General features: G+C 54.0%; 10 protein-coding genes, 1 tRNA gene, 1 other RNA gene and 1 pseudogene. 11 read left to right on the top strand and 2 right to left on the bottom strand.

What is annotated here, in order from left to right; all coding sequences use genetic code 11:
- Positions 1-5: 5 nt before the first annotated feature.
- Positions 6-77: transfer RNA gene (locus ACI48J_RS25045), tRNA-Arg, on the bottom strand.
- A gap of 241 nt (positions 78-318) precedes the next feature.
- Here ACI48J_RS25045 and ACI48J_RS25040 point away from each other — a divergent pair.
- The 11 genes from ACI48J_RS25040 (at position 319) to ssrA (ending at position 13,795) form a co-directional block, all read left to right on the top strand.
- Positions 319-1,347: a sugar-binding transcriptional regulator gene (locus ACI48J_RS25040; protein WP_317954467.1), complete on the top strand. Its 1,029-nt coding sequence runs from the start codon at positions 319-321 to the stop codon at positions 1,345-1,347.
- Between the two features lie 51 nt (positions 1,348-1,398).
- Positions 1,399-2,403, top strand: coding sequence for a type I glyceraldehyde-3-phosphate dehydrogenase (gene gap / locus ACI48J_RS25035; protein WP_326050973.1), 1,005 nt, complete (start codon positions 1,399-1,401; stop codon positions 2,401-2,403).
- A gap of 362 nt (positions 2,404-2,765) precedes the next feature.
- Positions 2,766-3,947 (top strand): phosphoglycerate kinase, encoded by a 1,182-nt coding sequence (locus ACI48J_RS25030; RefSeq protein ID WP_405080768.1) that lies wholly within the window; start codon positions 2,766-2,768, stop codon positions 3,945-3,947.
- Between the two features lie 27 nt (positions 3,948-3,974).
- Entirely contained in the window at positions 3,975-4,727 is a 753-nt protein-coding gene (gene tpiA / locus ACI48J_RS25025) for a triose-phosphate isomerase (protein ID WP_326050977.1), read from the top strand.
- 1 nt (position 4,728) lies between these two features.
- Complete coding sequence (gene gpmI / locus ACI48J_RS25020) at positions 4,729-6,270, top strand: 2,3-bisphosphoglycerate-independent phosphoglycerate mutase (protein ID WP_326050979.1); 1,542 nt, start codon at positions 4,729-4,731, stop codon at positions 6,268-6,270.
- A 159-nt stretch (positions 6,271-6,429) separates the two neighbouring features.
- A complete protein-coding gene (gene eno / locus ACI48J_RS25015; protein ID WP_009674533.1) occupies positions 6,430-7,722 on the top strand; it encodes a phosphopyruvate hydratase in 1,293 nt (430 codons plus the stop codon).
- 58 nt (positions 7,723-7,780) lie between these two features.
- Positions 7,781-8,506 carry a M50 family metallopeptidase gene (locus ACI48J_RS25010; RefSeq protein WP_405080766.1) on the top strand — a complete coding sequence of 242 codons (726 nt, stop codon included), beginning with the start codon at positions 7,781-7,783 and terminating at the stop codon, positions 8,504-8,506.
- A 182-nt stretch (positions 8,507-8,688) separates the two neighbouring features.
- Complete coding sequence (gene secG / locus ACI48J_RS25005; RefSeq protein WP_326050983.1) at positions 8,689-8,925, top strand: preprotein translocase subunit SecG; 237 nt, start codon at positions 8,689-8,691, stop codon at positions 8,923-8,925.
- Positions 8,926-9,440: 515 nt separating this feature from the next.
- Positions 9,441-12,359: a ribonuclease R gene (gene rnr / locus ACI48J_RS25000; protein ID WP_405080765.1), complete on the top strand. Its 2,919-nt coding sequence runs from the start codon at positions 9,441-9,443 to the stop codon at positions 12,357-12,359.
- Positions 12,360-12,784: 425 nt separating this feature from the next.
- Complete coding sequence (gene smpB, locus ACI48J_RS24995; RefSeq protein ID WP_405080763.1) at positions 12,785-13,264, top strand: SsrA-binding protein SmpB; 480 nt, start codon at positions 12,785-12,787, stop codon at positions 13,262-13,264.
- 165 nt (positions 13,265-13,429) lie between these two features.
- Positions 13,430-13,795, top strand: a transfer-messenger RNA (tmRNA) gene (gene ssrA, locus ACI48J_RS24990).
- An 82-nt stretch (positions 13,796-13,877) separates the two neighbouring features.
- Here ssrA and ACI48J_RS24985 read toward each other — a convergent pair.
- Positions 13,878-14,227: pseudogene (locus ACI48J_RS24985) on the bottom strand (YxeA family protein).
- Between the last annotated feature and the right edge of the window lie 22 nt (positions 14,228-14,249).

Below are 14,249 nucleotides of genomic sequence, written 5' to 3'. Positions count from 1 at the left end.
TTATACGCGCCCGCGAGGAATCGAACCTCGATCTCAGGCTCCGGAGGCCTACGTCATATCCATTGGACCACGGGCGCATGTTTCATTAAGTAACAGCAATGGTTATTATATGATAGGGGTCTGAAAAAAGCAAGTCCTATGGCTCAGATTTTTTTTCGACGCCCATTTACAAAAATCAAACTTTGCACACATTGATTCTTTTATAGGAACTGGGGTATAATGGGGTTGTGCAAGGCAAGTTTTTTTTGATCCAGGTGGGACTTAAAATGCACTCGCGGGACGTATTGAGTCCCAACACGATCAATAGGAGTGTATGGCATGAGAGATATTCTCGACGTCCAGAAACAGCTCCTGCCGGACTTGCTGGAGGTTCTGAACAAGCGTTACACCGTTCTGCAGCATATTTTTCTGCTGGGAAGCGTGGGACGCAGAACCCTGGCCGGCGCTCTCGATATGACGGAGCGGGTTTTGCGCAGCGAAGTGGAGTTTCTGAAGGGCCAAGGCCTGATTGAAACGGAAACATCGGGCATGCGCATCAGCGAATCGGGCAGGGAACTGCTGGAGAAGCTTCAGCCGCTTATCAAGGAGATGCTCGGGCTTAACGAACTGGAGAAGCGGATCCGCGACCACTTCCGCCTGGAGCAGGTCGTAGTCGTTCCCGGTGATTCGGATTCTTCGCTGTTTGCGAAGAAGGAGCTGGGCCGGGCGGCCGCACTGATGCTGCGCAAGCACGTCACGAAGCATGACGTGATCGCGGTTACCGGCGGCTCCACAATGGCCGAAGTGGCGGAGCACCTGTCCACAACGAGCGCCCTCAAGGGCAGCCTGTTTGTCCCGGCCCGCGGAGGGCTCGGCGAAAGCGTGGAGCTGCAGGCGAACATGATCGCCTCCAAGATGGCGAAGAAGACCGGCGGACAGTACCGCCTGCTGCATGTTCCGGATCATCTCCGCGAGGAGGCCTATCAGTCTTTGATCCAGGAACCGAACATCCAGGAAATGATGGACGTAGTCCGCAGCAGCCGCATCGTCATTCACGGCATTGGAGATGCTATCGTCATGGCGCAGAGGCGCAAGGTAGACTCCGAGACGATAGACAGCCTGCGAGGCGAAGGGGCGCTCGCCGAAGCGTTCGGCTACTATTTTAACCCCGAGGGCAAGGTTGTCCATAAGATGCCGACCGTAGGACTCCGGCTGGAAGATATCCAGCACTGCGAAGTCGTGATCGGCGTAGCCGGCGGCAAAAGCAAGGGTGCGGCTGTAGCTTCGGTTTTAAAATACGGCCAGGAGGACATCCTGGTGACGGACGAGGCTGCAGCCGTGGAGATGTTGAACCACACGTTATCTTGACGGGCCACAGGCACGTCTTGAAATATAAACTTTCTACTGGGAGGAATTACAATGGTTAAAGTGGGTATTAACGGTTTCGGTCGTATCGGACGTAACGTATTCCGCGCCGCTCTGAACAACGCTGAAGTGGAAATCGTAGCAATCAACGATCTGACGGACGTAAGCACGCTTGCGCACCTGCTCAAGTATGACACGACTCACGGCAGACTTAACGCAACGGTTGAAGCCGGCGAAGGCGAACTGAAAGTAAACGGCAAATCCATCAAGGTATTTGCAGAGCGTGACCCTGGAAACCTTCCTTGGGCTGAGTACGGCGTTGAAATCGTCGTTGAATCCACTGGTATCTTCACAGACAAAGCGAAAGCCGAGTCTCACTTGAAAGGCGGAGCGAAGAAAGTTATCATTTCCGCACCGGCTACGAACGAAGATATCACAGTTGTTATGGGCGTTAACGAAGAGAAATACGATCCTTCCGCTCATACCGTCATCTCTAACGCTTCTTGTACGACTAACTGCCTCGCTCCTTTCGCGAAAGTATTGGATGAGAAGTTCGGTATCGTAAAAGGCATGATGACGACTGTTCACTCCTATACGAACGACCAGCAAGTGCTTGACCTGCCTCATAAGGATCTTCGCCGCGCTCGTGCGGCAGCCGAGAACATCATTCCTTCCACTACGGGTGCAGCTAAAGCCGTTTCCCTGGTTCTGCCGCAGCTTAAAGGCAAACTGAACGGTATGGCTATGCGCGTTCCGACTCCAAACGTTTCCGTAACGGATCTGGTTGTCGAGCTGAACGCTAACGTAACCGTTGACGATGTGAACAATGCTCTTAAAGAAGCTGCCAACGGCCCGCTTAAAGGCATCTTGAACTACTCCGACGAGCCGCTTGTATCGAGCGACTACAACGGTGACCCTGCTTCCTCCACAATCGACGCTCTGTCGACTATGGTAGTGGGCGACAACATGGTGAAAGTCGTTTCCTGGTACGACAACGAGTGGGGTTACTCCAACCGTGTCGTTGACCTGGCCGCTTTCATCGCTAATAAAGGTCTGTAATCCTAAATAAGCATGCAAGAAGAGGAGAAGAAATTCTCCTCTTCCCATTGCTTATCGGGGCATGAATTTTACATAAGTCCCCGGAATGTACGAAGCTTTCCTCAGGAAAGCCTGGCCCCAAAGGTCTTGCGAAGAAGGTTTTCCTGAACGAAAGCTTTTCCGTTTCGATCGCCGGTTTTGGCCGGCGTGCCCGTATGCGGTCCCGGTTGGTCCATGCGGAGAGTCCGGGACCGTTATACGCTTGCCGTCCTTCCCGTGCAAGGGAAAGGCTCGGCCTAAGTTTACAACGACAGCTTTATTGGAAGCTCAGCTAATGCTTACGACGCCAGCTTTCTTACAGAAAGCTCTGAGGAGGATATTTCATGAACAAGAAAAGTGTTCGCGATGTAGAAGTTAACGGTAAACGCGTGTTTGTACGCGTCGATTTCAACGTGCCGCTCGAAAACGGCCAAATTACGGACGATACACGTATTCGTGAAACGCTGCCGACGATCAAGTTCCTGATCGACAAAGGCGCTAAAGTTATCCTTGCCAGCCATCTGGGCCGCCCGAAAGGCCAAGTCAACGAAGACCTTCGTCTGACTACGGTAGCAGCCCGCCTGTCCGAGCTTCTCGGCAAGCCGGTAGCGAAAGCGGACGAAGCTGTCGGCGAAGCGGTTCAAGCGAAAGTAAACGAGCTGAAAGACGGCGACGTGCTGCTTCTCGAGAACGTCCGTTTCTACCCGGGCGAAGAGAAGAACGATCCGGAGCTTGCGAAACAATTCGCGGCGCTGGCCGACCTATACGTGAACGATGCTTTCGGAGCGGCTCACCGTGCGCATGCTTCCACGGAAGGCATCGCTCATCAGCTTCCGGCGGTTTCCGGGCTCTTGATGGAGAAAGAGCTGGACGTGCTGGGCAAAGCGCTCAACAATCCGGAGCGCCCATTCACCGCGATTGTCGGCGGTTCCAAAGTTAAAGACAAAATCGACGTTATCAATAAAATGCTCGAAATCGCCGACAACATCCTCATCGGCGGCGGCCTTTCCTATACCTTCTTTAAAGCGCAAGGCCACGAAATCGGGCAATCTCTCGTAGACAACGAGAAGCTCGATCTGGCTCTCGGCTTTATCGAAAAGGCGAAGAAGCTCGGCAAGAACTTCCTTCTGCCGGTAGATATCGTCATCTCCGATGACTTTAGTGCTAATGCCAACACGAACATCGTCAACATCGATTCCATTCCTGCCGATTGGGAAGGCATCGACATCGGTCCGAAAACGCGTGAACTTTACGCCGACGTCATCAAGAACTCCAAGCTTGTCGTCTGGAACGGACCTATGGGCGTGTTCGAAATCGAGCCGTTCTCCCACGGTACGCGTGCGGTGGCTCAAGCTTGCGCCGACACATCCGCTTACACCGTCATCGGCGGCGGCGATTCCGCGGCGGCAGCCGAGAAGTTCCACCTCGCCGACAAGATGGACCACATCTCCACAGGCGGCGGAGCTTCCCTGGAGTTCATGGAAGGCAAAGTTCTGCCTGGCGTAGTCGCTCTTAACGACAAGTAAGAGATACAGAGAGGAGTTTTGAAGATCATGAGAAAACCCGTTATTGCAGGTAACTGGAAAATGTTCAAAACCGTTTCCGAAGCGGCAAGCTTCGTGAATGATATAAAAGGCAAGGCGGAAGTGGCAGGGGTGGAGAGCGTAATCTGCGCTCCCTACACCAATCTGCCCGCGCTTGTCGAAGCTGTGAAAGGCACGTCGATCGGAATCGGCGCACAGAACTTTCACTGGGAAGAAAACGGCGCATACACCGGGGAAATTTCCGGCGCTATGCTTAAAGATCTGGGCGTAACGTATGTGATTATCGGTCACTCCGAGCGCAGAGCTTATTTTAACGAAACCGACGAAACGGTTAACAAAAAGGTCCTCGCTTCTTTCAACTACGGTCTGACGCCGATCGTCTGCGTGGGCGAGAAGCTCGAAGAGCGCGAAGCGGGACAAACGAAAGAAGTCTGCCGCGTACAGACGGAAGCGGCTTTCAAAGGCCTCAGCGCCGATCAGGCGAAACAAGTCATCGTGGCTTACGAGCCGATCTGGGCTATCGGTACAGGCAAATCCTCCACGGCTGAAGACGCCAACGAAGTTATTGCTTACATCCGCCAGCTGATCGCTTCCCTGTACGATTCCTCCGTAGCCGATGCGGTCCGCATCCAATACGGCGGCAGCGTAAAACCGGGCAATATCGCCGAGTACATGGCTCAGCCGGATATCGACGGAGCTCTCGTCGGCGGCGCCAGCCTGGAGCCGGCTTCTTATATCCAACTCGTTGAGGGGGCGAAGTAAGATGGCGACTAAACCGGTAGCGCTGATTATTCTGGACGGCTTCGGACTTCGGGGCGAGGTTCACGGCAATGCCGTGGCTCAAGCCAAGAAACCGAACTACGACCGCTATTGGAACCAGTTCCCTCATACGACGCTGACTGCCTGCGGCGAAGCCGTAGGTTTGCCGGAAGGCCAAATGGGTAATTCTGAAGTGGGGCACCTCAACATCGGTGCCGGCCGTGTGGTTTACCAGGACCTGACTCGTATTTCCAAGTCGATCCGGGACGGTGAGTTTTTCGACAACAACACGTTGATCGGCGCCGTACGTCATGCGAAGCAGAACAACAAGAAGCTGCATCTGTACGGGCTGCTTTCCGACGGGGGCGTACACAGCCACATCGCGCACTTGTTCGCGCTGCTTGAGCTGGCGAAGAAAGAGGATCTGCAAGATGTTTACATCCATGCTTTCCTGGACGGACGCGATGTCGCGCCCGATTCGGCGAAGAACTACATGGAGCAGCTCCAGGCCAAAATCGCCGAAGTCGGCGTCGGCAAAGTGGCGACCGTTCAAGGCCGCTACTATGCGATGGACCGGGACAAGCGCTGGGAGCGGACCGAGAAATCTTACCGTGCCATGGTGTACGGGGACGGCCCGCACTACACCGACCCTGTCAAAGCGATTACCGAATCGTACGAGAAGTCCGTATTCGATGAATTTGTGATGCCGACTGTCATCACGGATGAGAACGACAAGCCGGTGGGACTCGTTGAATCCGGCGATGCGGTTATTTTCTTCAACTTCCGTCCGGACCGTGCGATTCAATTGTCGCAGGTATTTACGAATAAAGATTTCCGCGGTTTTGACCGCGGCGAGCTTTTCCCGAAAGATCTGTACTACGTCTGCCTGACGCTGTTCAGTGAAACGGTCGAAGGATACGTCGCGTATAAACCGAAAGATCTCGATAACACGCTTGGCGAGGTTCTGGCTCAGAATAACAAGAGACAGCTTCGTATCGCCGAGACCGAGAAGTACCCGCACGTTACCTTCTTCTTCAGCGGCGGCCGTGACGTGGAGCTGCCGGGCGAAACCCGTATCCTCATTCCGTCCCCGAAAGTCGCGACTTACGACTTGAAGCCGGAAATGAGCGCGTACGAAGTTGCCGCGGCAGCGGTGAAGGAAGTCAATGAGGACAAGCAGGACGTTATCATTCTGAATTTCGCCAACCCGGATATGGTAGGCCACTCCGGCATGCTGGAGCCGACCATCAAAGCCGTTGAAGCCACGGACGAGTGCCTGGGCCAAGTCGTCGAAGCCATTCTCGCGAAGGGCGGAGTTGTCTGCATTACAGCCGACCACGGCAACGCGGACCTCGTCCTGGACGATGCCGAACGTCCGTTCACGGCTCATACGACAAATCCGGTGCCGTTCATCGTTACATCGAACGACGTCACTCTGCGCGAAGGCGGCGTTCTGGCCGACATCGCCCCGACACTGCTGCATCTGCTGAAGCTGCCGCAGCCACCGGAAATGACAGGACTGTCGATCATTGAAGAGAAGAAATAGTAACCCGCTCGTTTCTTGATTAAGACAGCAAGTTTTCGGGAACCATTCCTTGGAATACAGCATCTTATTTTGATCGGTAAGGTGCGCCGCTGCCCTTTATGGGAATGAGTTCCCGAAGTTTTTCATACACATAACCTTGTTAAGGAGTGTTCACACACAATGACTATCATTTCCGACGTTTATGCTCGCGAAGTACTTGACTCCCGCGGCAATCCGACTGTTGAAGTTGAAGTATATCTGGAATCCGGCGTTGTAGGCCGTGCAATCGTACCTTCCGGTGCCTCCACAGGCGCTCACGAAGCTGTCGAGCTCCGCGACGGAGACAAAAGCCGTTACCTGGGTAAAGGTGTACTGAAAGCCGTTGACAACGTCAATTCGATCATCGCGCCTGAAATTATCGGTCTGAACTCCTTGGATCAAGTATCCATCGACAAGAAAATGATCGAGCTGGACGGCACGCACAACAAAGGCAAGCTTGGCGCCAACGCGATCCTCGCGGTATCCATGGCTGTTGCCCGCGCTGCCGCTGAAGCAATGGAACTGCCTCTGTACGTATACCTGGGCGGATTCAACGCTAAAACTCTTCCGGTTCCGATGATGAACATCATCAACGGCGGCGAGCATGCCGACAACAACGTTGACGTTCAAGAATTCATGGTACTTCCGGTAGGCGCCCCTACATTCAAAGAAGCTCTCCGCATGGGCGCAGAGATTTTCCATAACCTTAAATCCGTACTGAAAGATAAAGGCCTGAACACGGCTGTCGGCGACGAAGGCGGTTTTGCACCGAACCTGAGCTCCAACGAAGAAGCGATCCAAACGATCATCACCGCTATCGAGCGTGCTGGCTACAAGCCGGGCGTAGACGTATTCCTGGGTATGGACGTAGCTTCCACCGAGTTCTTCAAGAACGGCAAATACGAGCTCGAAGGCGAAGGCAAATCCTTTACGCCGGCTGAATTCGTCGACCTGCTCGCTTCCTGGGTAGACAAATACCCGATCCTGACCATCGAAGACGGTTGTTCCGAAGACGATTGGGAAGGTTGGAAGCTGCTGACCGAGAAGCTGGGCGGCAAAGTACAACTCGTCGGCGACGACCTGTTCGTAACGAACACCGAGCGTCTGTCCAAAGGCATCAACGAGAACATCGGTAACTCCATCCTAATCAAAGTAAACCAAATCGGTACGCTGACCGAAACATTCGACGCGATCGAAATGGCGAAACGCGCAGGCTACACGGCTGTTATTTCCCACCGTTCCGGCGAGAGCGAAGACAGCACGATTGCCGACATCTCCGTGGCAACCAACGCAGGCCAAATCAAAACAGGCGCACCGTCCCGTACGGACCGTGTGGCGAAATACAACCAGCTGCTTCGCATCGAAGACCAACTGGAAGGCATCGCTCAATACGCCGGCAAAGAAGCTTTCTACAACTTGAAAAAATTCAAGTAAGAAAACCTTTCGCAAAGTTAATGATTTAGCCTTTTAAACGTCGGGGAGGGTCATGAATATGAGTGCTTGGGTAAAAACGATTTTGTTGTTAATCGGTTCGGCCTTGTTAACTCAGTTCATCCCCTTCTCGGCCTATTTCCGCAACCTGGACACCATGGTCCATGAGTTCGGGCACGCAGCCGTGACGATGATCCTGTCGGGAAAAGTCATGGCTATCGTGCTCAATGCCGATCACAGCGGGGTTACTTACTCGTCGGTCAGCGGCTCGTGGAAACTCCTGCCGATTTCGATCGCAGGTTATGTGACGGCGTCCTTGTTTGCGGTTTTTCTTTTCTGGGCTTATGCCCGGGGAAAGCAGAGATTGGGACTCCAGGTAACGACGGTGATCGCCGTGCTGTCTCTGGTGCTGTTCGTACGCAATGAATTCGGTGTGGGCTGGCTGATCGGCTTCATCGCGCTGAACATCATTGTGCTCGCTTTTACGAGCGGGTTTATCCGCAACGCCTATTATCTGCTCGTCGCCTTCCTTTGTCTGGAGGAGTCGGTCTATGGGCCGCTGACGCTAGCCCTGCTGGCAGCAGGTAACCCGGACAAAGCGGGAGACGCAACGAATCTGGCTTCCATTACGCCGGTACCTGCTCTGATCTGGGGCGTTGTTTTCCTGATTTTCTCTCTCTGGTGCGCCAAAGCGGCCATTCAGTATTTTCTGGGCGGCGACGCAAACAGGCGAAGGAAAGCACGAAGGTCCGAAAGAGCCTACCCGATGGGACCGGGGGAACGTTAGCTTCCGTTATTTATGAAATCAACGACCCGCTGGATGGAAGATGTGTTCCGTCGGCGGGTTTTCTTTTATAAAGCGGGGAAAATAAGTGAGGTTGTCCAACCAGAATCTTGCAGAAAAAGGCCTTTTATGATAGAATTTTTATGCACATTCTAAAAATAAGAACATGCTAATGAGGTGTCGAATTGGTTATCCTGTTAAAAGTTTTGTTGGTTATCGCCTCGCTGGGCTTAATTGTAACGGTATTACTACAAAAGGGTAAAAGTGCGGGACTTTCCGGTGCGATCAGCGGCGGTGCCGAGCATCTGTTTGGCAAAACGAAAGCTAGAGGCATGGACCTGGTTCTGGCCCGGATTACCGTGGTTTTGGCGGCTATTTTTATTGTATTGACGGTCATAGTGGCCTACGTAGTGAAGTCATAACAACTGAACAGACGGTACACATAAATCGCAAACAGCAGGGGGATGCTACTCCTGCTGTTTTTTCATGGAGTTTTGCCGATTGTGGATGCATCGAGGGATGCAGCGGTGAAAAGAATTGATTGGTTTATGTTTTTGTCTTTTCAGGATATACTGGTTAGTAACTTGCACCTGCTTGTCAACCGGTTAATTGTGGGTCTCGCCGGGAACCGTGAGGAATGATAAGGCAGAAGCTTAAACGAATCAACGACCGGAAAGCTGCAAGAAGACCCAACGAAGGCACTCCCGTTACCCGCGGCTGTACAGGCCGATAGGGACACTCGCACACAATCATACATCCGCCGGACCGAGATGCCCCGCAGGCAGGGGGAAAAGCGGAAGAACAGGCACCTGGAAATCTCCTTGATATTCCCGCAACGGGCGAAGGATGCGATTTGCAGCAGCGGCTAAGCCTGTTCAAAGAAATGGTTATCGGGTATGAATACGGAGAAGCTCAACCTAATAAGAAGGTGACAACTATGGTGACAGAGCAGGATATATTAAATTTTATGCACGAGAATGCGTACAAGCCGATGACGTACCAGGAGCTTGAAAAGCATTTCGGCATTGAGAGCGCTTCGGGATTCAAAGATTTCGTCAAGCTGCTTAACGACTTGGAGCAATCCGGACACGTACTGCGCACGCGCAACGACCGTTACGGAGTGCCGGAACGGATGAATCTCATCCGCGGCCGGCTGCAGGCCCATCCCAAAGGTTTCGGATTCTTGATTCCGGACGACCGGGATCACCCCGACGTGTACATTCATGCCAATGACATGAATACGGCGATGAATAATGACATTATTCTCGTCCGCGTTACGAGCAAAGGCGCCGCCGGAGGCAAGCTCGAGGGGGAAGTGGACCGCGTCGTCACACGTGCCAATACGAGAATCGTGGGAACGTTCCAGAATCACGAAAGCTACGGATTCGTCGTGCCGGATGACAAGCGTGTGCAGCGGGATATTTTTATTCCGAAAAACGCTTTCCTCGGTGCGGCAGACGGACAAAAGGTCGTCGTTAACATTGTCCAATATCCCGAGGGCCGTGCGGCTGCCCAGGGCGAAGTGATCGAAATTCTCGGCCACAAGGATGACCCCGGTGTGGACATTTTATCTATCATTCGCAAGTTCCAGCTTCCGGAAGCGTTCAGCGAAGAAGTGATCGCGGAAGCGGAAAGTGTGCCGGATTCCATTACGGAAGAGGAAATTATCAGCCAGAAGCGGCGGGATCTGCGCGGTAAACGCATCGTGACCATCGACGGCGAGGATGCAAAGGATCTCGATGATGCCGTAAACGTGGAACGGCTGCTGAACGGCAACTACCTGCTGGGCGTCCACATTGCGGACGTAAGCTACTATGTGACGGAAAATTCCGCACTGGACCGCGAAGCATACAACCGCGGCTGTTCGGTTTATCTGGTGGACCGCGTCATACCGATGCTGCCGCACCGGTTGTCCAATGGAATCTGCTCGCTCAACCCGCAGGTAGACCGCCTGACTATGTCCTGCGAGATGGAGTTCGATGCCGAGCTTAACGTGGTGAGACACGACATTTTTACGAGCGTCATCAAAACAAGCGAAAGAATGACCTATAACAACGTCCGTAAGCTGCTGACTGAGGAAGAGCCCGATGCGGACCTTCTGGAGCGTTACGGCTACCTGGTGGACGATTTCAAGCTGATGGAAGAGCTCGCCATGAAGCTGCGCAACCGGCGTATTCAGCGCGGAGCGATCGATTTCGATTTCCAGGAATCGAAAATCATTGTCGACAAGGACGGAACCCCGGTCGATATCGTCAAGCGTGAGCGTTCCATCGCGGAAATGATCATCGAAGAGTTTATGCTGGCGGCCAACGAAACGGTTGCCGAACATTTCCATTGGTTGAAGGTGCCGTTCCTGTACCGGATTCACGAAGACCCGGATGCGGAGAAGCTGGCGCATTTCATGGAATTCATTACGAATTTCGGTTACGTGGTACGCGGACGCGGCAATAGCGTGCACCCGCGCGCGCTCCAGTCTCTTCTTGAAGAGATCAAAGGGACGAAGGAAGAGACCGTCATCAGCACGGTGATGCTCCGTTCCATGAAGCAGGCCCGTTACGATTCCAACAGCATCGGGCATTTCGGTCTGGCGGCTGAGTTCTATTCCCACTTTACGTCTCCGATTCGGCGTTATCCTGATTTGATCATACACCGTGTGATCCGGGAAGTGCTGGAGAACAATGGCGCTTTAACCGATAAGCGCAGCGAATATTTGCGCGGACGGATGGACGATATTGCCGAGCAGTCCTCCCAGCGGGAGCGTGTGGCCGTTGATGCCGAGCGTGAAACCGATGCGCTGAAGAAGGCGGAGTTCATGCTGGATAAAGTCGGCGAGGAATTCGAGGGCATTATTTCGAGCGTGACGAGCTTCGGTATCTTTGTGGAGCTGGAGAACACGGTCGAGGGCCTGATCCGCCTGAGCGATATGACGGACGATTACTATCACTATCACGAAATGCAGCATGCCCTTATCGGAGAACGCACTTCGAAAATATACCGGATCGGCGACGAAGTTAAAGTCCGTGTAGGCCGGGTCAATATGGACGAGAAAACCATCGACTTCGAAATGGTGGATATGAAGCCTCGGTCCAATAAGTTCAGCATGCTTGACCGCAGCAAGTCCGGCGGCCGCGGCGGCCAGAAGAAGCGCGTTGCGGGCGGACGTCCTGTCAAAGGCGGACGCGGTAAAGACCGCGGCCGGGTGCGGGATGTCATCGTGAAGCCCGGTTCGCCGGGTGGAACAGCCGGTGCCGCCGATGCGGCAGGAGCACCCGAGGGCGGCGGAACCAAGCGCCGCAGACGGAAGAAGAAAGGCGCATCGGGTGAAGCGCCGCTTGGAATCACGCCGGCAGCGGCAACGGGCGGCACGCCGTCTGAGGGCGGCAGCTTGTCGCAGGAGGCTCCGGGAGCCGGCGGAGGACGTAAGCGCCGCAAGGGAGGCAATCCGGCTGCAGCGCCCGATACAGGCCGCGAGAACGGACTCGTGACCGAATCCGGCGAGGATGGCGGCGGCCGGCGCCGGAAGCGCAAGGGCGGCGAAGGCGAAGCGGCTGTAACGCCGGCTGCAAGCACCGAGGGCGGCGGCAAACGCCGTAAAGGTGCCGCTCCGGCCCGCGGCGTATCGCTGCGCGGCGAGTCCGGCGAAGGCGGCGGCCAAGGCGGCCGCGGACGGCGGGGACGCGATGCGGGCGAGGGATCGGGCCGCGAGAGCGGCGGCGCGCGGACGGAGTCGACGTACTCCGGCAACTGGGCGTCGTCCGTGAACGCGCTGACGAAGACGGTCCGCGGCGACCGGCACACGCCGGACGGGCGCGATCCGTCCGAGCCGGGCGGCCGGCGGGGACGTCCGCGCCGGTAGCAGGCGCGAGGAGCGGCGCGTAGGAGCTTGCGCATCGCGGCGCAGCTGGTCTTAAGCCCGCTGTGATTTGCAGTGGGCTTAGGGCGACGCAGGATGCACGCGGAATCTAGGCGAAATCCACACGCCGGGCGGTACGGTATAGCCTACAACCAATGGGCGGGTCGTACGCCGCCGGTGAGATTTACCTTTTGCATAAACAGAGCTTGAGATGCCTAAAAATTTGGTCCGTTAAATACTTACAACGGCAAATAAATAAATGGGAATCAAGGAAACGGCCTAACCGTGCGCACGTCTTTTTATCGGACATGCCATGGCTTGGGCGTTTCTTGATTTTTGGCAGGGAAATTGCTACAATAAAGAACACTCCGCCTTTTCAAAAAGGCTCGGATGGGGTATTAATAGCATGGACGACTGGAGGGATGACCGTGACCAAGAAAGCGGACGGCAAGGTGCTGGCACAGAATAAGAAAGCTTCGCATGACTATTTTATTGAAGACACTTACGAGTGCGGGCTTGTGCTGACGGGTACGGAAATCAAATCCCTGCGGAACGGCCGGGCGAATCTTTCGGATTCGTTCGCAACCATTCGCAATGCCGAAGCATTCGTGCACAACATGCACATCAGTCCTTTTGAACAAGGAAACCGGAACAATCCGACCGATCCGACGAGAGCGAGAAAGCTGCTCTTGAAGAAAGCGGAAATCAACAAGCTGATCGGCGCTTCCAAACAGGAAGGCTATACACTGGTCCCGCTTAAGATTTATATCCGCAACGGCTATGCGAAGCTGCTGGTCGGACTCGGTAAAGGTAAGAAACAGTACGACAAGCGCGATACGGCCGCTAAACGCGATGCTCAGCGCGATATTCAGCGGGCTCTGCGTGAGAAGCAGAAGGTCGCCAGGTAACGGATTATGTTTATTAACTGCTCCTTGCGGAGCGGGTGGGAAACTGAACCTGGACTTCCATGGATCAGCACCTGCTTTTGACGGGAAATGTGGTATAATAAAAGAGTAAGAAGAACACAGCATCCGGCTCGATGAGCCGTTGCATCCGAGTTCCTTTTCTATTACGGGGGCGTTTTTGGATTCGACGGGGGTAGTTCGAGCATGGGTAGCGGGTAGTGGGGACGCGTCCGCTTCATCAACGCTAAAGCCTATTAAACGGCAAACAACAACAAAACTACGCTTTCGCAGCTTAATAACCTGTGAGCGTGCTCCTCTCCTGTATCGCCCATGTGCCGGATGTAGGGGCTAACCTTTAGTGGGATACGCTGTCACATCTCCGCCTGGGGTGTGCTGAAGAAGACAATCAGGCTGACCTTAGCGAGAGCCGGTTACGGGGCGCTTGCTTGGGTGACATCAAACCCGTGACTACACCCGTAGAAGCTTATGTGTCGTTATCTTCGGACAGGGGTTCGACTCCCCTCGCCTCCACCATGTAAATCCACAACCGCAAGAGGTTGTGGATTTTGCTTTTCCACGATAGTTACAGTGAACTGTCGGCCAAAGTTCGAAAAGTTTATTTTTGATATTGCTGTTGCACCGCCTCCGGAAGATCCTCGATGGAAACCTCTTGCCAGTGCGTGACGCCTCGAATCAGCGTGTTATACAGCTGGACATAAGCTCCTTCTCTCAATTGTTTCCCAGCCGAAAAACCAAGCTTCTTTTCCTTTCCTTCCCATTATAGGCGGTCAACTCATAGTCGTAACGTCCATTACCATCATGTACGCCGGGGCCGATAATCATCGAATAATAGACGGTTTTTCCTGCAGGATTTCCAGGTGTCAGCTTCTCCGGGGTGAAGAAGAACATCCACAAGCATGCTACAATAACGATAATAAGCCCCAACACTAGCCATATTTTTTTCATCAAAAGTTCCTCCTAAGAGCAA

It is taken from the genome of Paenibacillus chitinolyticus, assembly GCF_045038035.1.
Taxonomy (GTDB): domain Bacteria; phylum Bacillota; class Bacilli; order Paenibacillales; family NBRC-103111; genus Paenibacillus_F; species Paenibacillus_F chitinolyticus_A.
Note: the sequence above shows the minus strand (reverse complement) of the source record. Positions and strands in the feature narration are given on the sequence as shown.